Here is a 24083-nt window from a genome sequence, read left to right on the forward strand (position 1 = left end):
CAAGACGCACCGGATGCGGTCACCGCCTGCGAGCGTTCTTGTGAGGCAATACGGGATCTGGGCGCTACCCTATGAGGCTAAGCTGTTGTAGGATCTCGCAATTGGATTGGGACTGGAGTGTGAACACCCTATGATTTTAACCCTGATATTGCTGTCAATCGGCGCACTCCTGTTTCTGGTCATCGCCTATAACGTGGTGCAGCAATACAAGCAGAAGGCCGAATCGGACAAGCGCCAGGCCATTGCCCGTCACAAGGCGGTGGCAGACGAGACCGAAGAGGTGTTGCTGAACGTCAATCTGGTGCCCTTTTCCAAAAACATGGTGCTGCTGTTGCAACACCGGATCCTGGATGCCTACCGCGCCATCGCGCTGGTGATGCCCAATGCGCAGGTCAAGCAGCGCATCGCCGATGTCCAGCTCCAGATCAAGAACGTGCAGGAGAACTACAGCAGCCAGGACGAGGGGCATTTCAAGACGCCGGAGTCCGACCGCCAGGCCATCCAGATGCTGCAACTGGCCAAGAAGATGCGGGCCGTGCTGCGGGTCGAGCACAACAAGGGCAAGATAGATCCTCAGGGCTTTGCCCAGGAGGATCGCCGCCTCGAGCTGATGCAGCTCAAGATCAACATCGCCAACCTGCTCAAGCGGGCCATGGATGCCCAGATCCAGGGGCAGTACGGCACCTGCCGCCAGCTCTACACCAAGGGACTGGGGGCGCTGGCCAATGTCACCGACAAGGATCCCTACCTGCTGGCGCGGGAAGAGGACATGCGTCAGGGGATGCGCCAGCTGGAAGAACACCTGCAGCAGCACAGCGAGAAGGAGCTGCAAAACATCAAGGACAAAGAGACGGACGAACTGGACGTCCTGTTCCAACCCAAGAAGAAATGGTGATCATGTCACATCCACTGGATTCCACACTGGGGCCCATGGCCCCATTTGTTTGCCAACTGCTCACGGAAATGCATGCCGTCATGGGAGTCAAGGACTCCCCCGTGGTGGATCACCTCTGCTACCGCGCCGCCACCCTGCCGGAATATCTGGAGTTGAAAGCGGTGCTGGCCGCCCACGGAGTCTTGCTGGTGGAGGGGATGATAGGCGGTCGTCCCATCGCCACTTATCGCTTGCACCAGCCTGTCTGCTGGGAGCAGGTGACCGTCCCCTGCATCGAACTGGCCGCCCCCAAGGCGGGTCGAAGCCATCAGGCCGGGCTCGAACATATCGAGCTGGTGGTGCCCTCGCTCACGGCCTTGGTGGCGACGCATCCCGATGTCCCCTTCAAGACCGGCAACATCGATGACGGACGCAATCCGGATATAGGATTGATGCTGCCCTCTGGGCAGATCAAGTTTCATCTGCGCCCGCTTGAGGAGGTGATCGACGAAGAGCTCTGCACCGGCGCCGTGGTGCCGGTACCGGCGGACTATTATGACGGTCTGTGAGGGAAGGGCCCGTTGACGGGAGCCTGATCCTGTGGCGTCAACGCACAAGCGGGCGCCACACGTCCTTTCAAGTGACCGAGCCAGAGGCTCAACCCGGCGGTGATCATCAACACCAGCTCGATGCCGAGTACCAGACCCCAGAGCCCCCCTTGCTCCCAGAAGGGATGCAGATAAAGCCCGCCCAGACTGGCCCCCAGGTAATACCCCACCAGATAGAGCGACGAGGCGAGCGCCCGGTTGTGCTCCACGTGCTGGCCGACCCAGGCGCTGGCACAGGCGTGGGCCAGGAAGAAGCCGAAGCTCGAGACAAGCAATCCCCCGATGATGGCGACAAGGCTCCCCTGCAACAGGGCCAGGCTGCCGAGTGCCATCAAGGTTATTCCCGCCAGCAGCAGACGTTGTGCTCCCCAGCGATGGGCCCCGCGGCCGCTCAGTGAAGAGGCGACGGTGCCGGTGAGGTAGGTCAGAAACAGCATGCCGAGCCACTGGGTCGGCAGGGAGAAGGGGGCCTTGGCCAGCAGGAAGGTGAGATAGCTGTACTGGTTCAGGAAGACCATGAAGTTGAGGCCGCCGATGAGATAGGCCCCCACCAGCAAGGGGTTGCCAAGGTGGCTCTGGATGGCGCGGCGCAGTTGCCCAGGCGCTGCCTCCACGGCCACGAAGCAGCGCTGGGCGGGCAGCAGCCAGATAACCAGTGGCAGCAGGGCGAGGCTGATGATCCCGATGCCGAGGAAGGTGTGCTGCCAGTCACCAAACCAGCCAGCCAGCAGACCGCCGACCACCCGGCCCGCGATGCCTCCCAGGGAGTTGGCCGCGATATAGACGCCGACGGCTACGATCAGGGCACGTTTGCTGAACTCTTCCCCCATGTAGGCAATGGCGGTGGCGGGCAGCCCTGCCAGCAGGACGCCTTGCAGGATGCGCAGGCTCACCAGCACATCAAAGTGGGTGACCCAGGGGATGCACAGGGAGAGCAGGATGGCGGCCGCCAGGGTCCACAGCATGATCCGCCGCCGTCCGAACCGATCAGCCAGACGGGCACAGACGAGCAGGGAGCCTGCCAGCCCTGCGGTACAGCCTGCCAGCGTCCAGCTGGCGGACAAGGCGCTGACCGAGAAAACCTCTGCCAGGAGCGGCAGCAGGGGATGGGTCTGGTAGAGATTGAGGAATACCAGGAAGGAGCCCAGGCTGAGGGCCAGGGTGGCGCGTATCCATTCGCGACTGCCTACTTCGATCATATGGAGTTGTCCCGACGACTTTTGTGCAGGGTAGTGCGACGAAACGTATAAATATAATATATTTAAGTTATCACCCTGATAAATGAAATTGATATGGACCTGAAACAGCTCGGATACCTGCTGGCGGTGCGCGATGCCGGCTCCTTCACCAGGGCGGCCCAGGGGCTGAACGTGGCCCAGCCTGCCGTCAGCATGGCCATCGCCAAGCTGGAGCAGCAGCTCGATCTGCGGCTGTTTGACCGGCAGGACCGCAGCGTGCGCCTCACCCCGGAGGGAGAGGTCCTTTGCCGCCACGCCGAACGGCTGCTGCGCCAGATGCACCAGGCCGAGGCCGAGATGGCCGAGCTCAAGGGGCTGGAACGGGGGGAGGTGCGCATCGGCATCCCCTACATGATGGGATCCTATTACTTCCCGCCAATCCTGATGGCGTTCAAGCATCGCTACCCCGGCTTGAAGATCCGGGTGGAGGAGGCGGGCACCCGGGAGCTGCTCAGCCGCATGGTGGATGGCAGTCTGGATCTCGCCATCCTCATCACCAGCGATCTGCCACCGGCCCTCGAGGGGGCGCAACTGCTGCGGGAAGAGATGCTGATGGTGGTGGGGGAGGAGCACCCGCTGCGCGGCGCTGAGTCGGTCTCGCTGCCACAGTTCTTCGGCCAGGAGCTCGCCATGTTCCGGCGAGGCTTCTACCACAGGGAACACATGGAGGTGTTGGCGCAGGGGTTGGGGGTAGAGCCTGACATCGCGTTCGAAAGCAATCTCATCCCGCTGCTCAAGGCGGTGGTGCGTCAGGGATTCGCCGTGACCACCTTCCTGCGCATGGCGCTGGAAGAGGAGCCGGCCCTCACCGGCATCCCTTTTTCACCCCCCATCTTCCTGGATCTCTGCGTAGCCTGGCGACAGGGGGATCCGCTCTCCATGGCGAACCGGGCATTGCGGGATTTTTTGCTGTCACAAAGGGATATTTCTCACCATTGCGCTACAAATACTGAATGATTGAGTGGTATCACCAATAAAAACGCCTCCAATCTGGAGGCGTATGCTGACAAGGTGGATGCAGCCTTATTTCTTGAACAGGTGATCCAGCTTGTTTGCCTTGGTGGAGAGATAAAACTCGTTGTGGGGATTGCGACCTTCCTGAAGGGGCACGCGCTCCGCCACCGGGATGCCAAAGGATTCCATCGCCTTCAACTTGCGCGGGTTGTTGGTCATCAGGCGCAGGGACTTGACCTCGAGCGCCTTGAGCATGTCGGCACAGATGGTGTAGTCGCGCATGTCGGCGGCAAAGCCAAGCGCCACGTTGGCCTCCACGGTATCGGCCCCCTGATCCTGCAGATGATAGGCCCGGATCTTGTTGAGCAAGCCGATGCCTCGCCCTTCCTGACGGACATACAGCAGGACGCCGCGGCCCGCCTTGGCGATGTTTTCCAGCGCGGCCTGCAATTGGAAGCCGCAGTCACAACGCAGACTGAACAGGGCATCCCCGGTCAGACACTCGGAATGAATGCGTCCCAGCACGGGTTCGCCGTCTGCGATATCGCCCATCACCAGCGCGGCATGATCCTTGCCCGTGCCGGTTTCCTGAAAACCAACCAGCGTGAAAGTGCCCCAGGGGGTCGGCAACTTGGATTTGGCCACGAGGGTAACGCTGCTCATATGGTTGCTCCTGACTACAGCTGCTTAAAAAAGGGCGGCCAGTTTAGCGCGCATTGTCCGGAACAACCATAAGAACAAAACCTTGCGTGAGAAGTGGGTTAACCCGATTGGTCAGAATAGGTGCAATCACGACGACTTTTGCGCAATTGTGTGCCCTGACAACTGCCAGCGACGGCGCATTCGGGTATAATCGGCGCCCATTAACCCATCCCGACAGGGATGTGTGCAACCAGTCAAGATGCCGAGTGCGCAGGAGAAACGTTATGGCTCAGATGGCCCCCGTGATGACTATTGATGGCCCAAGTGGAGCAGGAAAAGGCACCTTGTGCCAGTTGCTGGCTGAAAAACTGGGCTGGCACCTGCTCGATTCCGGTGCCATCTACCGGGTGCTCTCCCTGGCAGCCCTGCATCACGATGTGGAGCTCGATTCCGAAGCCGCATTGGTTCCCCTGGCCGCCAATCTGGATGTGCAATTCCAGGTGGAAGGGGAGCTGGTCAAGGTGATCCTCGAAGGGGAGGATGTTTCCCGCACCATTCGTACTGAAGAAGTGGGCAACGCGGCCAGCAAAATCGCGGCGTTTCCCCGGGTACGTGAAGCCCTGCTGCGTCGCCAGCGAGCATTTCGCCAAGCCCCCGGTCTCATCGCCGACGGTCGCGACATGGGTACAGTGGTTTTCCCCGAGGCGGATGTGAAGATTTTCCTCGACGCCAGCGCCGAGGAGCGGGCCCAGCGTCGCTATAAGCAGTTGCAAGATAAGGGCTTTGATGTTAACTTTGAGCGTCTTTTAACCGAGATTCGGGAACGTGACGATCGCGACAGAAATCGCGCCGTCGCTCCTCTGAAACCCGCGGAAGATGCTCTTGTTGTAGACTCAACGTCCATGACCATAGATGAAGTGCTGGCAACGGTGCTTGCCTATGCAGAGCAACAACTTGGTGATGTCAGCGCAAACTGATGTCAGTCGTCTGCACCAAGGATGGCGCAGATAATTTAAAACAACCCCGCTTGTGCCGGATTGCAAGTGGATGTTTCATTTGTGACATAAACAATGATCGAATCTTTTGCTCAACTCTTTGAAGAGTCCCTGAACGCCGTTGAAACCCGTCAAGGTTCCATCGTCAAGGGCACTGTCGTTGCTATCGAGAACGGTTTCGTACTGGTTGATGCCGGTCTGAAATCCGAGTCTGCTATCCCGGCTGAAGAATTCAAGAACGCCATGGGCGAGCTGGAAATCAACGTAGGTGACTCCGTTGACGTGGCTCTGGACTCTATCGAAGATGGTTTCGGCGAAACCAAGCTGTCCCGCGAAAAAGCCAAGCGCCACGAAGCCTGGCTGCAGCTTGAAAAAGCTTACGAAGAGCAAGCTACCGTTATCGGTATCATCAACGGCAAGGTCAAGGGTGGTTTCACCGTTGAGCTGAACGGCATCCGTGCCTTCCTGCCGGGTTCTCTGGTTGACGTGCGTCCGATCCGTGACACCGCTCACCTGGAAAACAAAGAACTCGAGTTCAAAGTCATCAAGCTGGACCAGAAGCGCAACAACGTTGTGGTTTCCCGTCGTGCCGTGATCGAGACCGAGAACACCTCCGAGCGTGAAAGCCTGCTGGCCAACCTGCAAGAAGGTCAAGAAGTTAAGGGTATCGTCAAGAACCTGACCGACTACGGTGCATTCGTAGATCTGGGCGGTGTTGACGGCCTGCTGCACATCACCGACATGGCGTGGAAGCGCGTTAAGCATCCTTCCGAAATCGTCAACGTTGGCGACGAGATCGCTGTCAAGGTTCTGAAGTTCGACCGCGAGCGTACCCGTGTATCCCTGGGCCTGAAGCAGCTGGGCGAAGATCCCTGGGTTGCTATCGCCAAGCGTTACCCGGAGACCACCCGTCTGTCTGGCCGCGTGACCAACCTGACCGACTACGGCTGCTTCGTTGAAATCGAAGAAGGCGTTGAAGGCCTGGTACACGTATCCGAGATGGATTGGACCAACAAGAACATCCACCCGTCCAAGGTTGTCAACGTTGGCGACGTGGTTGACGTGATGGTTCTGGACATCGACGAAGAGCGTCGTCGTATCTCCCTGGGTCTGAAGCAGTGCAAATCCAACCCGTGGCAGCTGTTTGCCGAAACTCACGCCAAGGGCGACCGTGTTTCCGGCAAGATCAAGTCCATCACTGACTTCGGTATCTTCATCGGTCTGGATGGCGGCATCGACGGCCTGGTTCACCTGTCTGACATCTCCTGGAACAACCAGGGCGAAGAAGCCGTGCGTGAATTCAAGAAGGGCGACGAGATCGAAGCCGTTGTTCTGCAAGTGGACCCGGAGCGTGAGCGCATCTCCCTGGGCGTCAAGCAGATCGAAGAAGACCCGTTCAATAAGTACCTGTCTGACAACAAGAAAGGTGCTATTGTGAAGGGCAAGGTTACCGAGGTTGATGCCAAGGGTGCCGTGATCGAACTGGCTGACGGCGTAGAAGGCTACCTGCGTGCCTCCGACGCTGCTCGTGACCGCGTAGAAGACGCCACTCTGGTGCTGTCTGTTGGTGACGAAGTTGAAGCCAAATTCATGGGCGTTGATCGCAAGAACCGTACCGTAAGCCTGTCTGTCCGTGCCAAGGACGAGGCTGATGAGCGTGTTGCCATCGACAGCCTGAACCAACAAGAAGAAGTTGTGTTCAGCAATGCCATGATGGAAGCGTTCAAAGCCGCCAAGGGTGAGTAATCCTTGATGCAAGAAAAGGGCGGCATTGCGCCGCCCTTTTTTATCTTGGCAAAATGATTATTGCATGTGATCGGGGAAGGAGATTTAACCTTATGACCAAATCAGATCTCATCGAACAACTGGCAGCCAGCCGCATGCATATGCCGGCCAAGGATGTCGAAGCCGCTATCAAGGAGATCCTTGAGCAGATGGCATCGACCTTGCAAAACGGCGACCGGATTGAAATCCGAGGATTTGGCAGTTTCTCGCTGCACTATCGTGCGCCCCGCGTGGGTCGCAACCCCAAGACCGGGGACAAGGTTGAACTGACCGGGAAATATGTCCCGCACTTCAAACCTGGCAAAGAGTTGCGCGAACGCGTCAACATCATCGAATAATGCAGAAAACGGCATACCTGAGTATGCCTTTTTCATTTTTATGTTCTGGAGTCTGCCCGTTGTCGGGTTTCTCACACTCTTTTCCCATTCGCGCTAGAGTCTGCCTGTGATTTTAAGGATAATCAGTCACTCATTCGCTACAGACAGGGAGCTCCCATGAAGCGTATCTTGGCCCTCATTCCACTGGTGCTGGTGTTTGTCCTGACCCTTGCCATCGGTTCTCAAAATGGTCAGCTGGTGCAGTTCAACTACTTGATCGCCCAGGGGGAGTTCTCGCTCTCCATGTTGCTGGGGTTCTTCTTCGCCGGCGGTTTTCTGCTGGGCTGGCTGGTATTTGGTCTGCTGTTCCTGCGTCTCAAACTGCAAAATCGCACCCTGAACCGAACCATGCGTCGTCAATCTCGCGAGTTGGAGCTTGCCCGGTCGACAACCAAGGAATAATGTCCCTCGATGCTTGAACTGCTTTTCCTGCTGTTGCCCATCGCCGCCGGTTATGGCTGGTACATGGGCCGCAGGAGTGTTCGCCAGGACACCCAGCAACAGAGTAACCAGTTTTCCCGCCAGTACGTGGCGGGCCTCAACTATTTGCTCTCTGACGAGTCGGACAAGGCGGTGGATCTCTTTATCCAGCTGCTGGAAGTGGACAGCGAAACCATCGAAACCCACCTCTCCCTCGGCAACCTGTTCCGTCAACGGGGCGAGGTCGATCGCGCCATCAAGATCCACCAGAACCTGGTCGCCCGTCAGCTGACCCGTGAGCAGCGTCAGCTTGCCTTGCAGGAGCTGGCCCGTGACTTTCTGGCTGCCGGCTTGCTCGATCGGGCCGAAGCACTCTGGAAAGAGCTGTGTGATGACAGCGATTTCGAAGAGACGGCTCTGGCACAGCTCCTGATCATTCATCAGCAGTTGCGTGACTGGGACAATGCCATCGCCGTGGCGGTGCGTCTGCAGAAATTCCAGGGCAAGAAGCTGGCCGAGCCCATTTCCCACTTCTATTGCGAACAGGCGGAGAGTGCCTTGCGCGATGGCGACAAGCCTGCGGGCATCGCCAAGCTCAAGCGTGCGCTCGGTGCCCACCCGGCCTGTGCCCGCGCCAGCTTACGGCTGGCTGATCTGGCGATGGAGGAGGGCAGGTTCGAGGATGCGGCCAAGGAGCTCCTGCGGGTGTTCGAGCAGGACATCGACTTTGCCTCCGAGGCCATGCCGAAACTACTTGATTGCTATCGCCAGCTTGGTCGCAGCCAGGAGCTGATCCCGCTGCTTGAAAAAGCGGTAGAGGATCATGCGGGGGTCAGCGTGACCCTGGCGCTGGCCAATCTGGTGGAGGCCCGCGATGGGTTGAGTCAGGCCCGTGCCCTGGTGCTGCGGCAACTGCGTCGCCACCCCTCCATGAAGGGCTTTTATCAGCTGGTCGGTTTCCAGTTGGCCAGTGCCGAGGAGGGGCCTGCCAAGGAGAGCCTGGAGCTGCTGCAACAGCTGGTCGGCGAGCAGATCAAGATCAAGTCGACCCACAAGTGCCGTCAGTGCGGCTTTGCCACCCATTCGCTGTTCTGGCAATGCCCTTCCTGCAGGCAGTGGGGCACCATCAAGCCGATCCGAGGGCTGGATGGAGAGTAAACGCCAGCGAGGCCAACACGCCCGGGCGAGCACGGATACCCAAGAATTTCAGATGCCAGCGTGCAACCGGGCCCCGGCTCTGCTGTGCCTGGCTGTGGCATAACAATCCATAGGAAGTGACATGCAAGACCCCAAAGTACTGGTCGCGCTGGATTATCAGCACGAAGCCGACGCCTTTGCCTTCATTGAGCAGATCTCACCGGCCCAGTGCCGCCTCAAGGTAGGCAAGGAGATGTTTACCCTGTTTGGTCCCCAGTTCGTTCGTCAACTGGTGGCCAAGGGGTTCGACGTCTTCCTGGATCTGAAATTTCACGACATTCCCAACACCGTCGCCAAGGCGGTGGCGGCCAGTGCGGAGCTGGGCGTCTGGATGGTGAATGTCCACGCCAGCGGTGGTGAACGCATGATGCGTGCCGCCAGAGAGGCGTTGCTGCCATACGGCGACAAGGCGCCCCTGCTCATCGGGGTAACCGTGCTGACCAGCATGGAGCAGTCCGACATGGCGCCCCTGGGTCTGGATGTGACACCGGCAGAACAGGTGATCCGCCTGGCCACCCTTGCCAAGACGGCCGGGCTGGATGGTGTGGTCTGCTCCGCGGAAGAGGCGAGTGTGTTGAAGGGGCTGCTGGGAGCCGAATTCAAGCTGGTGACGCCGGGCATTCGTCCGAGCGGATCGGCTGCCGGTGATCAGCGCCGCGTCATGACGCCGCTGGCAGCGGTGGAGGCGGGGGCGGATTATCTGGTGATCGGTCGTCCCATCACCCAGTCCTTGGATCCCGCCGCCATGCTTGGGGCGATCAATGCCGAGCTTTGCCGGTAACGGCGTCATGGGCGAATGAGCGCAGGCCGGATCCCAGATCCGGCCTGCTGCATTTTGGCCGTGGGCTGGCCTTGCCTATGGGGAGCTCAGGAGTGGACGGCCTGGGCGTCCAGACGAATGGGGAAGAAACCGAGCAGCAGGCCGGCGAGTGCACCGATGAAGTGTGACTCGATGTGTACCCTGGCACCGATCAAGGCGGAGACAGGGCTCTCGCCGGCACTGTAAAAGTCCACACCGAGCTTGATGGCGACGCCCGCCAGCATCAGCCAGCCGGAGTGACGGCGAAAGCGGATGTCCTGCATGGCACCCCATACGAACAATCCGTGCAGCAGGCCGGAGAGTCCCATGTACCACTGGGTTTGCGGGCAGCCCCACCAGATGCCGAGTCCGACCGCCGTTCCCAGCAGCAGCAACAGCACGGGCAGGCGCCATCCCGTCAGGTACTCCTGAAACAGGCTGTAGAGCACGGCCAGACCGCTCAGGTTGAGCAGCAGATGCCATCCATTGGTGTGTGCCAGATTGCCTGTTATGATGCGCCACCCTTCGCCCTGGGCGATCAGGTCGCGATCGAAGGCGAGCTGATGATTTGGCACGGTGAAAAAGAGCAAGGCAGTGACGAGCGAAAGCGCGATGACCCAGAGCAGACCCGATTTTCCTGACAACATGAAGCAGCCCAACGACAAAGAGAGCCGATACTGTACACGCTGTACCCGGGCCCTCAAAGCGTGCCTGTGCGATTATATTCAGCGGGTGCCGAACCTGGCTGCGCTCCATATCCTGCAACACCCTGCCGAAGTAGGTCACCCCAAGGGGACGGCTGCGTTGCTGGCGGCGTCCCTGACCGATGTGCGCATCCATGTGGGGGAGGACTTTTCCGACGACGAAGGGCTCAATGTCCTGCTTGCCGACCCCGCTGTCCAGTGCTACGTGCTGTGGCCCGATGAGGAGGCCCTGACCCTGATACAGGCAAGGGAGCATCTCCTGAGGCGTGGACGCACCGTGCGAGCCCACTTCATCCTCCTCGATGGTACCTGGCGCAAAGCCTATCGCATGTTGCACAGCTCGCCTGCACTGCTCGGGTTGCCGCGGATCACCCTCGGCGCCATTGCCGGACAATATTCCATTCGCAAGAAGCCCTTTGAGGAGGCATTGTCCACCCTGGAAGCGGGCTACCATCTGTTGTCCCGGTGGGAAGGAGAGCCTGAGCGCTTCGCCCCGCTGATGACCCTGTTTACCCATTTGAACCGGCAGTGGCATGACTTTGCACAAGGCCGCCGCCGTTGAGTTGCCCAGAGGAGTGAAAAACATGAAAAAAGCCGTCGTGGTCTTCAGTGGCGGGCAGGACAGCACCACCTGTCTGGTGCAGGCACAGGCCCGCTATGACGAAGTGCATGCCATCACCTTCGATTACGGCCAGCGCCATCGGGCGGAGATTGACACCGCCCGCCATCTGGCGACGGTGCTCGGGATCGCCGCCCACAAGGTAATGGATGTGACCATGCTCGGGGAGCTGGCCATCTCTGCGTTGACCCGGGACGACATACCGGTGAGCTTCGAGCTTCAGGAGAACGGCCTGCCCAACACCTTCGTGCCGGGACGCAACATCCTGTTCCTGACCCTGGCGGCCATCTATGCCTATCAGGTGGGCGCCGAGGCCGTGATCACCGGGGTGTGCGAGACCGACTTTTCCGGCTATCCCGATTGCCGCGACGACTTCGTCAAGGCGCTCAATCAGGCGGTCTCCCTGGGGCTGGATCGCCCCATCCGCTTCGAAACCCCCCTGATGTGGCTCGACAAGGCCGAAACCTGGGCGCTGGCGGATCATTACGGTCACCTCGATACCGTGCGTCACCAGACGCTCACTTGCTACAACGGTGTCCAGGGAGATGGTTGCGGGGCCTGTCCGGCCTGCGAGCTGCGTCGCCGTGGCCTGGATCACTATCTGGCTGACAAGAGCGGCATCCGTGCCAGACTTTACGAGAAGAGCGGACTGGGCGAGAAAAGCGGATCCTGAGCCTGTGCCTGGCCCGGGTTTGGGGTATAATCCGCCCCTTTTGCAGCAAGTCGTGACCAAGATGCACTACCCAATCAACGAGATCTTCCAGACCATCCAGGGGGAGGGGGTATTTACCGGCCTGCCCGCCATCTTCGTTCGCCTTCAGGGCTGCCCGGTGGGCTGTCCCTGGTGCGATACCCGCCACACCTGGGTGGTGGACCCCGAGCGTGAGGTGGCCCCTGGCGAGGTGCTCGATCGTTCCAATGAGTCCGACGGCTGGAGCAAGATGAGCACGGAAGATATTCTGGCCAGCTTTACCCGGCTCGGTTACCGGGCCCGTCACGTGGTGTTGACCGGTGGTGAGCCCTGCCTCTACGACTTGCGCGAGCTATCTTCGGCCCTGGTGGCATCGGGTTATCAGGTGCAGATCGAAACCAGCGGGACCAGCGAGGTGCTGACCCATGAGCAGACCTGGGTGACTGTTTCCCCCAAGATCGGCATGAAGGGTGGGTTGCCGGTGCTGGTCTCTGCCCTCGAGCGGGCCAACGAGATCAAGCATCCGGTGGCCACCGAGCACCATATCGAGGAGCTGGATGCCCTGCTGGCCACCGCCCGGCTGCGCCCCGATGTGATGATTGCGCTGCAACCCATCAGCCAGAAAGCCAGGGCCACGGAGCTGGCCATGGCGACCTGCATCGCCCGTAACTGGCGACTCTCCATCCAGACCCATAAATACCTGAATATCGATTGATATGGATGGACTCAGCGATGAGCGCATCTTGCTGACGCTGGCCAGCAAGATGCCTTACGGGAAATACAAGGGGCGGCGCATCATCGATATTCCCGAGCCCTATCTGGTATGGATGGCGCGAAGCGGTTTTCCGGCCGGTACCCTGGGCCAGTCTCTGGCACTGGCCTACGAGATAAAGCTCAATGGACTCGAGTCCATGATTATTCCCATTATTAACAGGATGTCAGAATGAGAATATATACAAGGCAAGGGGACAAGGGGCTCACGCGACTGGCCGATGGCACTTCCCTGGCCAAAGACGATAAACGTGTCGAGACCTATGGCGCCATCGACGAGCTGAATTCCCAAATAGGCTTGTTGATGGCTGAAATACCCGCCGGGGAGACGACACTCCTGGCCGATCTCATATTGTTGCAGCAGGAGCTGTTTGATCTGGGCGGGGAGCTGGCATTTTCCAGTGAATCGCAAACGGATGCGCTGTGGCAGGTGAACGAGGCTTGGACGAACAGGCTCGAGCAACAGATAGATGCCTACAGTGCCGGGTTGCCGGTGCTGCGCAATTTTATTTTGCCAAGCGGTTCGCGGGCGGCTGCCCAGGCACATGTGGTGCGTACCCTGACCCGTCGCTGCGAGCGCCTGCTGCTTGGGTTGAGCCGCGTAGAGCGGGTAAATCCGGCCGTTTTGCCCTATCTCAACCGGCTGAGCGACTGGTTTTTCACCATCGCCCGATACTTGCTGGTATCGTCAGGCACCCCGGAGATCCTCTGGGTCAAGGCGGCTGACAGAGGCTGACAACCGCTCGAAGCGGCAATAAAAAAACCTCGCCTTGCGAGGTTTTTTTATTGCTGTGGAAAGGGGCCTGATATTGCTCTCAGATAGCAAAGGCTTCCACGGATTTGCCTTCAGCAACGGCCTTGGCAATGACCGAGGGCATGCGGCCCTGACCGGTCCAGGTTTTTTCCACGCCATTGTCCAGATAACGATATTTGGCGGGGCGGGGCGCACGTTTGCTGACCTTGGTATTCTCGGGAACCACGGTGTTGACCAATTCGGCGGGATCGATCCCTGCGGCCTTCAGCATTTCGGCATATTCGGCAATTTTCTTTTGATGCTCTTCACGGGCCTGGCGTTCGGCGGATTCATCTTGCCGACGTTCATCGACGATGGCGGAGAGCTTTTCCAAGCCTTCTTCCAGTTGTTCCAGCGTCAAATCGCGGCAAACTGCACGCAGGCTACGGATATTCAACAGCACTTTCAGAAATTCGTTCATATTGGCTACCACGCGAGCAAAATATTAAGGGAAGAACTGGTTTTTCGATAATTTATAGGGGTGTTTGGCACCAAGTCAAGCCTGCCAAAATAATTAATTAGGCTGATAAATTAAGTCTTGAAATAGATATGAAGGATATTTTTATCCGTTTGACGGACCAACATCTTCGAATGGGTTCATGTCAGATGAAAATATCGCCAGTAGAGTCTTTGATGAACCATTTGACTATCTTTGAAGATGTGAGTGCCACAGAAACCTTGAAATTTAATCAAAAAACTTGCTATCACCCGGCGGCTAGATAAAATGTGCCGCGAATACCTTTAAGTAGAGGCGCGCTGCCTATGAGTAACCGAGCGGAGGGTGATGCCTGCGATGCTCGATGAAAGGAGTCGGCGCCGAAGTGACCAGGCCATCATACCGGGTTGCTGGTTCTGCATCTAATAGGTGCAGGACTGCCATAGTCATCCACTATGGAGCGCTACCTGAAGGGGCTGAGGAGTATACCCTCCCCATGGGTTTTGTTTCTTTGATCCTCTCGGTAGATCTCCACCTGTTGTCTTTAGGTGCAAAGAGATCATGGACATCGTTCATTACGCCGACTCCGGTTGGTCCGTCGTTCCCCCCCTGCTGGCCGTTGCGCTGGCGATCATCACCCGCCGCGTCCTGGTGTCGCTGGGGGTGGGTATAGTCGCAGGCAGCCTGCTGCTCAACCAGTTCTCTCCCCTTGCTTCCCTGCATTACATGCTCGATACCGTGCTCAGGATCTTCTGGGTCGACGGTGCGCTCAATCGTGACAACGTCAACATGATCCTCTTCATGTTGCTGCTGGGCGGCCTCATCAGCCTGATGAGCGTCTCCGGTGCGACCCGGGCGTTTGCCGAGTGGGCGGAGCGCCGCGCCAAGACCCGCAAGGGTGCCAAGTCCCTGACCGGTCTGATGGTGTTCGCCTTCTTCATCGACGACTTCTTCCACAGCCTGTCGGTGGGGGCCATCTGCCGTCCGGTGACCGATCGCTTCCAGATCTCCCGCGCCAAGCTGGCCTATCTGCTGGACTCCACCGCCGCGCCGGTTTGCGTGCTGATGCCGATCTCCTCCTGGGGGGCCTACATCATCGCCCTCGTCGGCGGCATCATGGCGGCTCATGGTCTGACCGACCAGAGCCCCATCTCCGCCTTCGTCGAAATGATCCCCATGAACCTCTATGCGGTGTTCACCCTGATCATGGTGCTGGTGGTGATCGCCTTCCAGCTCGACATCGGCCCCATGCGCCAGCATGAGCAGTGGGCACTGGAGGGCAAGCTGTGGGACGAGTCCAAGGGGCGCCCCATCGGGCTCGACATGGAGAGCCCGGAGGAGAGCAATGGCGGCATGATTGACATGGTGCTGCCCATCCTGACCCTGACCCTGGCCACCGTCTATTTCATGATTGACTCCGGGGCTGCGGTGCTGGCCGACAAGGGGCTGCCGTTCAGCGTGCTCGGCTCCTTCGAGAACACCAATGTCGGCTCCTCCCTGGTCTATGGTGCCCTGTGCAGCCTGGTGGTCTCCATCGGTCTGGCCATGCGCCTCAAGCTCGGGGCAAGCAACTGGATGAAAGCGGCTCCGCAGGGGATCATGGCCATGCTGCCCGCCATCAACATCCTGCTGTTCGCCTGGACCATCGGCGCCGTGGTGCGCGATGTGGAAACCGGCAAATACCTGGCCTCCCTGGCCAATGGCAATCTGCCGGTGGAAGTGCTGCCCGCCGTGGTCTTCGTGCTCTCCTGCGCCATGGCGTTTGCCACCGGCACCAGCTGGGGTACCTTCGGCATCATGCTGCCGCTGGCCGGCGACATGGCGGCCGCCAGCGACATCAGTCTGATGCTGCCCATGCTGGCCGCCGTACTGGCAGGGTCCGTGTTCGGGGATCACAGCTCCCCCATCTCCAGCACCAGCATCCTGTCTGCCACCGGGGCCGGTTGCCATCACATTGATCACGTGATGACCCAGCTGCCCTATGCCCTGGCCATCGCCTTTGGCGCTGCGCTCGGCTACCTGGTGATGGGGCTGATGCACTCCGCGCTGGCCGGTTTCACCGTGAGCGGGCTCTGGTTCCTGATCTTCTCCGGTTACCATTTGCGCAAAGCCCGGGCGTATAGCGCCGTGGCAGTTGCATAAGAGAACAAGGGGCCTGCGGGCCCCTTGGTTTTGGCAGGGGCTTTGGTTAGCATGCGCCCCATCACTCCCGTTTCGGAACCCCATCATGGCTTCACTGCACTACAAATTTGCCACCATGAACTCAGGCAAATCGACCCAGCTCATCCAGGCCCACTTCAACTATCTGGAGCGTGGCATGTATCCGCTGGCGATGACGCCCGCCATCGACGATCGCTTCGGTGCCGGCGTCATCAGTGCCAGGGTCGGTCTTGAGCTGAAAGTGGAGGTGTTCAGCGACAGCTGCGATCTCTTCGAGATGGTCAAGGCGCGCCACGCAAAGCGGCACATCGATGTCTTCATCGTTGACGAGGCGCAGTTCCTGACCCGTGAGCAGGTCTACCAGCTCGCCCGCATCGTCGACGAGCAGGACATTCCGGTGATTGCCTATGGTCTCAAGACCGATTTTCGCGGCGAACTGTTCCCCGGCTCCTACCACCTGCTCTGTCTGGCGGACAAGTTCGAGGAGCTAAAAAGCATCTGCTGGTGCGGCAACAAGGCCCACATGAACTCGCGGGTCAACGAGGCGGGGCAGGTGATGCGCGACGGTGAGCAGGTGGAGATCGGCGGCAACGATCGCTATGTGTCGCTCTGCCGCAAGCACTATCTGGAAGGGCGGGCCTTCAAGTAACCCGTGGCTGGCTCGTGCAGCCTGGACACCAAAGAGGGCGCCCATCTGGCGTCCTCTTTGTCTATGGGAGTCAGTCGATCTCGATGTCGACAGGGGCGATGATGGGGTCGGCCGCCGGGAGGCGGTGGAAGAGCTGGCGAAAATGCTGCTGTACCCGGCCTATGTCCACCAGGGACATGCCGGAGGCGAAGCCGAACCAGACGTAGAGCCCTGTGAGGTCGCGAAACATGGGAGGGAGGTAGCGAGGGGCGTCGATGAGCCCCTCCAGATAGTGCTGATAGAGCACGGGGATGTCGTCCAGGGTCACCTTGCCGACGAACAGCATGGGCAGGATCTCCGGCACCCCCTCCAGCACGGCACTGCGAATGAAGTTCACCGTCTCCACATAGCCCTTCACATAGGAGAGATCCTTGGTAAAGCAGGCGCCCCCCTCGACCATGCCACCGCGAAACACCCGCTGGGTGATCTTGTAGGCGTCGTGCTCGCTTGCCCCCTTGGCCACGAAGTGGCGGAACACCTCGATGAAATCGGCGCCACGCTCCGCCATGTCGATGGCCATGACCCGATCCGAGATGCGCTTGGCCCTGTCCGGGAAGGAGCTGAACGTGAGGGTCTCGATGAGTACCGCCAACCCCTCCTGACAGGCGGTGATGCGGGGCGAGCCGGCGCCGAGCCAGGTGGCGTAAGATTGCTGGCGGCCGTTGAGGGTGGTGCCGACGTGAACCCAGCCTTCGTGTACCTCCAGCACCTGCAGATCGAGCTCCGAGAAACGGGCGTGGGAGTTGAGCTTGATGTAATCCCCCCCGGCGGCGGCATCGGAGACGATGCCATCGCTGAGCTTGACCTGGACTGTGCCGTCGCTGAAGTAGCTAGACAGCTTGCCCTGCAACCTCGCGACAGCGACTTCCCCCTCGAACTCCTTGGGGTAGGGGCGCACTAGGTGGCGGGCGCCGGGCAGGGAGAAGATGTCGCACAATCTGGCCCCCAGCTCCTTCAGGGTCTTGCGATCCCCGCGCAGGTGATCGCTTGCCGAGCCGTAGAGGCGCTGGCTGTAGCGCTGGAAGTCAGGCTGCCCGCGCTGGCGCAGCATCTCGATGACCACCATGTACTGATCCACCGTCTCTTGCAGGATCCGGCCGAGATCGTCCTGAGGGCCGAGGCGCCGGCGGATCCTGTCCCTCAACTCCTTGAGCTCAAGGTACTTGTTGCGGGGATCGAACCCCAGGGGGAGGGATTCATAGAAATGCCTGTCGATGGCGGGCAGTGCCTTGCCGCCACTTGCCAGAAAGTCGCTTTGCAGGTGACGGGGCCATTTGATGGCATCCAGGATGCGGATGGGTTTTTGCAGGGCGAGCAGTTCATCCGAGAGGGATTTGAGGTGCAGGCGATACTTTTCTTGGATGGTCATCGGGCTCTTTGGAGGCGAGTGCGCTACGAGAATGGCTGAGTATAGGCACAGGGCCTGTCAAAAAGAAGCGAGACGACGGGGATCCGGCCTGTGTGCTTTTGGTTGTCTGAAAATTGGTTTAGACTGCGCCCCTTGATCTCTACCGTGTCGTGAAAATGATGAATATCCCCAGCTCTGAAATGATAATGCGTTGGTTGCAACAGGCCCGGATCGAGCACTATGTGTGCGATCAGTGTCATGGCATCCACATGGTCTCCCTGCAGTCCGTCGAGGGCATCCAGGAGAGCCGGATCTTCGTGGAAGAGGAAGGGCTGTTGTTCTCATCCGAGCTGGAGGTGCGCCCCTCATCGCTGCTGCCCCTGGTGGCCGAACTGGGTCGTCTCAACATGCAATATCCGTCCCTCAAGGTGTTCCTCGACATCATTGATGACAACCTGCCACGCCTCGTCGTGGGTCACACCGTCTTTACCAAGGCGGGTCTCACCGTCGAGCAGTTCCTGCTGTTCGTTGAAAGCACCACGGCAGCCACCCATGAAGTGGTTTCCGAATGTGAACGCCTTGGCTTCCTCAATCTGCCGGAAATCCAGGTCGCACCGGAATCCGTTCACTGACCTCAGCACCTGAACTGTGCGTTTAATGTGCGAACGGTTCGCTGCGGCTAAAAAGCCGTTGACGGCGGCGGGGCTTTCCCCTAAATTACGCCCCGTTCCAGCGCAACGGCGCAACGAACATCGTGTTGGCTGAACACGTTAAACCACAGACAAAAATTTGGTGCGGTATCCGAGAGGCTGCCCACCGACGAAGTCGGCAAGATGCACGCACAGCGTGCTCCGAAAGCCACTTCAAGCAGTAAAATTTGGTGAGGTGTCCGAGTGGCTGAAGGAGCACGCCTGGAAAGTGTGTATACGGCAACGTATCGAGGGTTCGAATCCCTCCTTCACCGCCAAATAAAACAAAAGGCCCCGTCGCAAGACGGGGCCTTTTGTTTTTCCGGTAACCGGCAATCTGGTCTCTACCCGGTATCGACAGGCGGGTGGACTAGCCCGCTTGGACAGCCGAAGGCTGCCCGCAGGGCGAGCGCCAGGGATGGCGCGAGTCAATCCCGACCCAGCACCAAATTAGAAAAACCGACCTCAGGGTCGGTTTTTTGCTTTCTGAGCCAGCCATACACACCCTTATTCCCGTCACGGTGTTATCTCTTCAGCTTGGAGATATAGGGGACATTTCTGTACTTGTACTCCCGGGGCAGCCCTTAGTCGACAGGCAGCTCATCCGTTGCCATCTCATAGGCATCAAATTGCTCGGCAGGGATCGCCACGCGGCCCGGTTTCACAAACAGGGTCGCGATGGAAGGTGCGTTCAGCAATGACGACAAGATGGAATCCCTGGCGTCTACCCCTTCCTGCAATACAGTGAGCTGGACTACCGACAGTACGCCGTCCTCATGAGCCATTTCGAGCCGTACGGCTGCATCGTGATCGCGGCACCATGCGCTCAGGCGCCTTGGGGGCGAAGCGTACAAATACGCTCACCCTCTGCTGGCATCGCGGGACTTGCTGATCCCATGGAGGGGTTGCTCACCGATAACCTGATATTGCGTTCCACTAATAGACACAATGACATTCGCTAAAAATTTAGGCTCCATGCAGAGCCTAAATATTCCTTCTCTCATCGAAGCCATGGGCAGATACGCGAAAATCTTGCCGGCGTGATTGTGATAGTAATCACAGTTCGAGCGTTTGGATTTATCCTTCCTCGACCGGGTCACTCCTTTTGTTACACTGCGTGACATCATCCTGAATAAGGACGCGGCTGCGCTCGGTGAATTACCATGTTTAATAATCAGTTGGTCTCAACATTAAATGCCTTCGAGTTCAAGGTATATAACTATGTAATAAAGAACCATCAGACGGTTATCTATATGACGGTCAGGGAATTGGCCGAAGCCTGTGATGTGTCGACCGCCACCATATTGCGATTTTGCAAGAAGATGAATTGCAGCGGTTATGCGGAATTCAAAGCCTATCTAAAAATGAATGCCGAGAAGCGCGGCGAAATATCGCTGCCACACGGTGCCAACGAGTTCCTCTCTTTTTTCAAGAGCATCAACAATGACGAATTCGACGCCTTGATCGCGAGCGCCGCCGAGCAGATCGCGGGGGCCGAGCGGGTGATCTTCGTGGGGGCGGGCAGCTCGGGCACGCTGGGGCGCTACGGGGCGCGCTTCTTCTCCAACATCGGCAAGTTCAGCAACCACATCGATGATCCCTACTACCCGGTCAACACTGACATGTACAAACAGGCGGTGGCGATCGTGCTCTCGGTCTCCGGGGAGACCACCGAGATAATCAAGTTGGCGAAGCAGTTCCTGTTTCATCACTGCAAGCTCATCACTATTACCAGCAATAATAAATCCACCCTGGCCCAGATGGCGGATTTCAATATTTCATATCATGCGTCCAGGCTGGTGGTCGACAATGAATATGATATTACCACCCAGGTGCCGGTGATTTATATCATCGAATCCATCGGTCGCCAGTTGGCAAACAAGATAAGTGCCGAGGTGTCACAGGGTGTGTCTTTTATGTAACAAGTAACAAAGCGGGTATTTTGTTATATCGTGACAAGGATGAATGCTTTCCCTACCATCGATTCACAACATTTGAATTGTTTCGATATTAATTAATAAATGGCAGGGAAGGATCATTATGGCAATTAACTATGCGGACTCGGCGAAACAGATCGTCGAGTTGATTGGTGGTGACAGCAACGTCATCAGCGTCACCCACTGTGCCACCCGGCTACGGTTTGTCCTAAAAGAGATGGGGCGGGTCGACAAGGAGGTGTTGAAACGGGTGCAGGGGGTCATCACCGTCATCGAGTCCAGCGGTCAGCTGCAGGTGGTGATCGGCAACCACGTCGGGGATGCCTATCGGGAAGTGCAAAAACGGGTGCAGATCGACGAAAACGCCGTGGTCGATGCTCCGAAGGTGGGTATGGTCAACCACCTGATGGACATCATCTCCAGCATCTTCGCCCCCTTCCTCTATCCATTGGCCGCCTGCGGTGTGTTGCAGGGGATCATCTCCTTCTTCGCCGCCATCGGCTGGATGGACTCCGCCAGCGGCACCTTCCGCATCCTCAACTTCGTCTCCTGGACCGGCTTTACCTTCCTGCCGGTGATGGTCGCCTTCACCGCCGCCAAGAAGTTCAACGTGAACCCCTTCACCGCCGTGATCGCCGCCTGCGCCCTGGTGTCGCCCGATTACATGAACATGCTGACCGCGAACAAAATCATCCTGGCAAACTCCGCGGATCCGGCGGTGCAAGCGCTGATGCAGTCGGCGATGGAGAACCCGGTCATCAACGAGGCCATCGTCAACCTGGTGGGGGTTCCCCTTAACAGCGCGCCGCTCAGCTTCCTCGGTCTGCCGGTGCAGTACCTGAGCTACACGGCCTCGGTGATCCCCATCATCCTGATGGTGTGGGCCATGTCCTATGTGCAGCGCTTCTTCGAACGGATCCTGCCGGTGGTGGTGCGCAACCTCTTCACCCCCATGTTCTGCCTCGCCATCATGGTGCCCCTGACCCTGCTGGCCTTCGGCCCCATCGGCAACCTCATCGGCGGCGCCATCGGTGGCATCTACAACACCCTCTATCACCTGAGCCCGTCCATCGCCGGCTTCGTGGTGGGGGCTGTCTGGACACCCCTGGTGACCCTCGGCGTGCATTGGGGCATCACCCCGGTGACGGTGGGCAACTACGCCACTCTGGGCTATGACACCTTTACCGGCCTGCAAGCCTCCGCCGTGTTCGGCATCGCCGGCGCCGTGTTCGGGGTCTACTTCAAGGCCAAGGATCCCGAGCTGAAAAGCGTGACCCTCTCGGCCGGCGTGACCGCCCTGTTTGGCATCACCGAACCCGCCATCTACGGGGTGGCCCTGCGCTTCAAACGCCCGCTCATCTGCGGCTGCCTGGCCGGTGCCATCGGTGGTACGGTCGCGGGAGCCTTCAACGCGGTCTCCTGGAGTTACTGCATCCCCGGCATCGCCGTGCTGCCGGTGTTCTTCAAAGAGGGCCACATGGCGCAGTTCCTGGGCTTCCTGCTCTCCATCGGCGTGGCCTTTACCCTGGGCGTCATCTTCTCCTGGATGGCGGGCTTTCAGACCGATGCCGAAATAAGCCAACCCCAGCCGCTGACATCCAAAGCCGTATAAGGAGCGACAAGTCATGAACAACGCATTACCGAAAGACTTTCTGTGGGGGGGGGCGGTCGCCGCCCACCAGGTAGAAGGGGGCTGGGATCAGGGCGGCAAGGGGCTCAGCATCGTCGATGTGCTCACCAGCGGCGCCCACGGGGTGGAGCGCGTCATCACCGACAAGATTGAGGCCGGTCATCGCTACGCCAACCACGAGGCGGTGGATTTCTACCACCGCTACAGAGACGACATCGCACTGTTTGCCGAGATGGGCTTCAAGTGTTTTCGCACCTCCATCGCCTGGTCGCGCATCTTCCCGCTGGGGGATGAGGCCGAGCCGAACGAGGCGGGGCTGCGTTTTTATGACGACATGTTCGACGAGCTGCTGCGCCACGGCATCGAGCCCGTCATCACGCTCTCCCACTTCGAGATGCCGAACCACCTGGTGACCCAATACGGCGGCTGGAAGAGCCGCACCGTGCTGGACTGCTTCGTGCGCTTTAGCGAGGTGGTGCTGCGCCGCTACCAGCGCAAGGTCAAATACTGGATGACCTTCAACGAGATCAACAACCAGCGCAACTGGAAGGTGCCGCTGTTTGGCTACTGCTGCTCCGGGGTCATCTATAACCAGGAGCCGAACCCGGAAGAGTGCATGTACCAGGTGCTGCACCACCAGTTCGTGGCGAGCGCCAAGGTGGTCAGCCTGGGCCATGAGATCAACCCGGACTTGCAGATAGGCTGCATGCTGGCCATGGTGCCCCTCTACCCCTATTCCTGCCATCCGGACGATGTGATGTATGCGGAAATCGCCATGCGCGAGCGCTTCCTGTTCGGGGACGTTCACATGCGCGGCCATTACCCCGCCTATATCCGCAAGGAGTGGCAACGCAAGGGCTATGAGATTGTCATGGAAGCGGGGGATGAGGAGACGCTGCGGGCGGGCTGCGCCGATTACATCGGGCTGAGCTACTACATGAGCAACGCGGTGCGGGCCCACGGCGCCGGCACGGGCACCGCCTTGTCGGGCTTCGAGGGCAGTGTGCCAAATCCCCATGTGCAGGCCTCCGAGTGGGGCTGGCAAATCGACCCCGTCGGGCTGCGTTATACCCTGAATCTGCTCTATGGCCGCTACGAAAAACCGCTGTTTATCGTCGAGAACGGCTTCGGGGCGCGGGATCAGAAAGACGAGCGGGGAGAGATAGACGATGACTACCGCATCGCTTACTTGCGGGCCCATATCGAGCAGATGAAGCTTGCCATCGTCGAGGACGGGGTGGAGGTGATGGGCTACACCCCCTGGGGATGTCTCGACTGCGTCTCCTTCACCACAGGGGAATACAGCAAGCGCTACGGCTTTATCCACGTGGACAAGAACGACGACGGCAGCGGCAGCTTTGCGCGCAGCAAGAAGCGCAGCTTCGACTGGTATCGCAAGGTCATCGCCAGCAACGGCGGGACACTATAACTGGGTGATTCAATATGCTGCCTTGATTAAATAAAACCTGTTATTGATACCGCAAAGTGCCATTTAACTATGTGGCTATGCAGGTTTTTTAATATCAAGGCAGTGTAATATCTTTCCGTGACAAGGCTGGTGTGACATGTCGACACTGAGTTGTCGAGCCGTGGAGCCCGCCCTTATCCGCAATAAGAAAAACCGACCTGATGGTCGGTTTTTTGTTTTGGCTGTTCTGCCTGGTACCGCTCAGACGCTGCCTGAGTTTGCCATCCCCCCTCGGATTTTGTCTGCCAGCCAGCGCGGTG

Annotated in this window: 26 protein-coding genes, 1 tRNA gene and 1 riboswitch; of the genes, 21 read left to right on the top strand and 6 right to left on the bottom strand. The window is 58.9% G+C overall.

All coding sequences use genetic code 11. From position 1 onward, the window contains the following. The first annotated feature begins 130 nt into the window (after positions 1–130). Together AB5Y59_RS07520 and AB5Y59_RS07525 are read left to right on the top strand one after the other, a co-directional pair. On the top strand, positions 131–895 hold the full coding sequence (locus tag AB5Y59_RS07520; RefSeq protein WP_010675007.1) for a hypothetical protein: 765 nt from the start codon (positions 131–133) through the stop codon (positions 893–895). Then, entirely contained in the window at positions 889–1443 is a 555-nt protein-coding gene (locus AB5Y59_RS07525) for a VOC family protein (protein WP_336583106.1), read from the top strand. The genes AB5Y59_RS07520 and AB5Y59_RS07525 overlap by 7 nt, the downstream gene beginning before the upstream one ends. Here the strand turns inward: AB5Y59_RS07525 and AB5Y59_RS07530 are convergent. Further along, on the bottom strand, positions 1428–2681 hold the full coding sequence (locus tag AB5Y59_RS07530) for an MFS transporter (protein WP_103243011.1): 1254 nt from the start codon (positions 2679–2681) through the stop codon (positions 1428–1430). The genes AB5Y59_RS07525 and AB5Y59_RS07530 overlap by 16 nt on opposite strands. A gap of 93 nt (positions 2682–2774) precedes the next feature. Between AB5Y59_RS07530 and AB5Y59_RS07535 the strand changes: the two genes are divergently transcribed. Beyond that, a complete protein-coding gene (locus AB5Y59_RS07535; RefSeq protein WP_319860040.1) occupies positions 2775–3677 on the top strand; it encodes a LysR family transcriptional regulator in 903 nt (300 codons plus the stop codon). A 66-nt stretch (positions 3678–3743) separates the two neighbouring features. On the opposite strand, the gene ribA is transcribed toward AB5Y59_RS07535, so the two are convergent. Continuing rightward, positions 3744–4337, bottom strand: a complete 594-nt coding sequence (gene ribA, locus AB5Y59_RS07540) for a GTP cyclohydrolase II (RefSeq protein WP_010675003.1) — start codon at positions 4335–4337, stop codon at positions 3744–3746. A gap of 263 nt (positions 4338–4600) precedes the next feature. Here ribA and cmk point away from each other — a divergent pair, with 263 nt between their 5' ends. From cmk to pyrF, 6 genes are all read left to right on the top strand, one after another. Next, positions 4601–5293, top strand: a complete 693-nt coding sequence (cmk, locus tag AB5Y59_RS07545; RefSeq protein ID WP_041215039.1) for a (d)CMP kinase — start codon at positions 4601–4603, stop codon at positions 5291–5293. A 93-nt stretch (positions 5294–5386) separates the two neighbouring features. Further along, on the top strand, positions 5387–7057 hold the full coding sequence (rpsA, locus tag AB5Y59_RS07550) for a 30S ribosomal protein S1 (RefSeq protein ID WP_010675001.1): 1671 nt from the start codon (positions 5387–5389) through the stop codon (positions 7055–7057). Positions 7058–7149: 92 nt separating this feature from the next. After that, positions 7150–7434 carry an integration host factor subunit beta gene (gene ihfB, locus AB5Y59_RS07555; RefSeq protein ID WP_005299934.1) on the top strand — a complete coding sequence of 95 codons (285 nt, stop codon included), beginning with the start codon at positions 7150–7152 and terminating at the stop codon, positions 7432–7434. 156 nt (positions 7435–7590) lie between these two features. Beyond that, the gene (locus AB5Y59_RS07560; protein WP_010675000.1) at positions 7591–7875 is read left to right on the top strand and encodes a LapA family protein; all 285 of its coding nucleotides are present in this window, start codon (positions 7591–7593) and stop codon (positions 7873–7875) included. 9 nt (positions 7876–7884) lie between these two features. Beyond that, a complete protein-coding gene (gene lapB / locus AB5Y59_RS07565; RefSeq protein ID WP_103260269.1) occupies positions 7885–9051 on the top strand; it encodes a lipopolysaccharide assembly protein LapB in 1167 nt (388 codons plus the stop codon). Positions 9052–9172: 121 nt separating this feature from the next. Next, positions 9173–9871, top strand: a complete 699-nt coding sequence (pyrF, locus tag AB5Y59_RS07570; RefSeq protein ID WP_139737072.1) for an orotidine-5'-phosphate decarboxylase — start codon at positions 9173–9175, stop codon at positions 9869–9871. 86 nt (positions 9872–9957) lie between these two features. Here pyrF and rrtA read toward each other — a convergent pair whose 3' ends face one another. Then, positions 9958–10536, bottom strand: a complete 579-nt coding sequence (gene rrtA, locus AB5Y59_RS07575) for a rhombosortase (RefSeq protein ID WP_223931729.1) — start codon at positions 10534–10536, stop codon at positions 9958–9960. On the opposite strand from rrtA, the gene AB5Y59_RS07580 reads away from it, so the two are divergent. The 5 genes from AB5Y59_RS07580 to AB5Y59_RS07600 all read left to right on the top strand — a co-directional run bounded on the left by AB5Y59_RS07580 (position 10502) and on the right by AB5Y59_RS07600 (position 13410). Continuing rightward, the gene (locus AB5Y59_RS07580; RefSeq protein ID WP_175429526.1) at positions 10502–11155 is read left to right on the top strand and encodes a tRNA-uridine aminocarboxypropyltransferase; all 654 of its coding nucleotides are present in this window, start codon (positions 10502–10504) and stop codon (positions 11153–11155) included. The two genes, rrtA and AB5Y59_RS07580, sit on opposite strands and share 35 nt — an antisense overlap. A 22-nt stretch (positions 11156–11177) precedes the next feature. Continuing rightward, positions 11178–11885 (top strand): 7-cyano-7-deazaguanine synthase QueC, encoded by a 708-nt coding sequence (gene queC / locus AB5Y59_RS07585; RefSeq protein ID WP_309563568.1) that lies wholly within the window; start codon positions 11178–11180, stop codon positions 11883–11885. Positions 11886–11946: 61 nt separating this feature from the next. Continuing rightward, positions 11947–12618 (top strand): 7-carboxy-7-deazaguanine synthase QueE, encoded by a 672-nt coding sequence (gene queE, locus AB5Y59_RS07590; RefSeq protein WP_010674994.1) that lies wholly within the window; start codon positions 11947–11949, stop codon positions 12616–12618. A gap of 1 nt (position 12619) precedes the next feature. Further along, positions 12620–12850, top strand: coding sequence for a DUF3820 family protein (locus AB5Y59_RS07595; protein ID WP_039038687.1), 231 nt, complete (start codon positions 12620–12622; stop codon positions 12848–12850). Beyond that, the gene (locus tag AB5Y59_RS07600; RefSeq protein WP_045524470.1) at positions 12847–13410 is read left to right on the top strand and encodes a cob(I)yrinic acid a,c-diamide adenosyltransferase; all 564 of its coding nucleotides are present in this window, start codon (positions 12847–12849) and stop codon (positions 13408–13410) included. The genes AB5Y59_RS07595 and AB5Y59_RS07600 overlap by 4 nt, the downstream gene beginning before the upstream one ends. Before the next feature lie 79 nt (positions 13411–13489). On the opposite strand, the gene AB5Y59_RS07605 is transcribed toward AB5Y59_RS07600, so the two are convergent. Further along, entirely contained in the window at positions 13490–13888 is a 399-nt protein-coding gene (locus AB5Y59_RS07605) for an H-NS family nucleoid-associated regulatory protein (protein ID WP_041211546.1), read from the bottom strand. Positions 13889–14205: 317 nt separating this feature from the next. Beyond that, a riboswitch (Lysine riboswitch) is annotated at positions 14206–14377 on the top strand. Positions 14378–14464: 87 nt separating this feature from the next. Between AB5Y59_RS07605 and AB5Y59_RS07610 the strand changes: the two genes are divergently transcribed. Together AB5Y59_RS07610 and AB5Y59_RS07615 are read left to right on the top strand one after the other, a co-directional pair. After that, on the top strand, positions 14465–16045 hold the full coding sequence (locus AB5Y59_RS07610; protein ID WP_041211545.1) for a Na+/H+ antiporter NhaC family protein: 1581 nt from the start codon (positions 14465–14467) through the stop codon (positions 16043–16045). 85 nt (positions 16046–16130) lie between these two features. Further along, complete coding sequence (locus tag AB5Y59_RS07615) at positions 16131–16712, top strand: thymidine kinase (RefSeq protein ID WP_010674989.1); 582 nt, start codon at positions 16131–16133, stop codon at positions 16710–16712. A 70-nt stretch (positions 16713–16782) separates the two neighbouring features. Here AB5Y59_RS07615 and AB5Y59_RS07620 read toward each other — a convergent pair whose 3' ends face one another. Further along, positions 16783–18120 carry a flavohemoglobin expression-modulating QEGLA motif protein gene (locus AB5Y59_RS07620; protein ID WP_114522776.1) on the bottom strand — a complete coding sequence of 446 codons (1338 nt, stop codon included), beginning with the start codon at positions 18118–18120 and terminating at the stop codon, positions 16783–16785. 155 nt (positions 18121–18275) lie between these two features. Here AB5Y59_RS07620 and AB5Y59_RS07625 point away from each other — a divergent pair, with 155 nt between their 5' ends. Both AB5Y59_RS07625 and AB5Y59_RS07630 read left to right on the top strand, forming a co-directional pair. After that, positions 18276–18731, top strand: a complete 456-nt coding sequence (locus tag AB5Y59_RS07625; RefSeq protein WP_160839247.1) for a YbjN domain-containing protein — start codon at positions 18276–18278, stop codon at positions 18729–18731. Between the two features lie 247 nt (positions 18732–18978). Further along, positions 18979–19066: transfer RNA gene (locus AB5Y59_RS07630), tRNA-Ser, on the top strand. A gap of 306 nt (positions 19067–19372) precedes the next feature. Here the strand turns inward: AB5Y59_RS07630 and AB5Y59_RS07635 are convergent. Then, positions 19373–19495, bottom strand: a complete 123-nt coding sequence (locus AB5Y59_RS07635; RefSeq protein WP_258057335.1) for a hypothetical protein — start codon at positions 19493–19495, stop codon at positions 19373–19375. Positions 19496–19951: 456 nt separating this feature from the next. Here AB5Y59_RS07635 and AB5Y59_RS07640 point away from each other — a divergent pair, with 456 nt between their 5' ends. The 3 genes from AB5Y59_RS07640 (at position 19952) to AB5Y59_RS07650 (ending at position 23784) form a co-directional block, all read left to right on the top strand. Then, positions 19952–20710, top strand: a complete 759-nt coding sequence (locus AB5Y59_RS07640) for a MurR/RpiR family transcriptional regulator (protein WP_202015044.1) — start codon at positions 19952–19954, stop codon at positions 20708–20710. A gap of 118 nt (positions 20711–20828) precedes the next feature. Further along, positions 20829–22337, top strand: a complete 1509-nt coding sequence (locus AB5Y59_RS07645; RefSeq protein ID WP_319892323.1) for a PTS transporter subunit EIIC — start codon at positions 20829–20831, stop codon at positions 22335–22337. A 13-nt stretch (positions 22338–22350) separates the two neighbouring features. Then, entirely contained in the window at positions 22351–23784 is a 1434-nt protein-coding gene (locus AB5Y59_RS07650; protein WP_324036822.1) for a 6-phospho-beta-glucosidase, read from the top strand. Positions 23785–24083 lie beyond the last annotated feature (299 nt).

It is taken from the genome of Aeromonas sp. s10, from assembly GCF_040907975.1.
GTDB lineage: Bacteria > Pseudomonadota > Gammaproteobacteria > Enterobacterales > Aeromonadaceae > Aeromonas > Aeromonas caviae.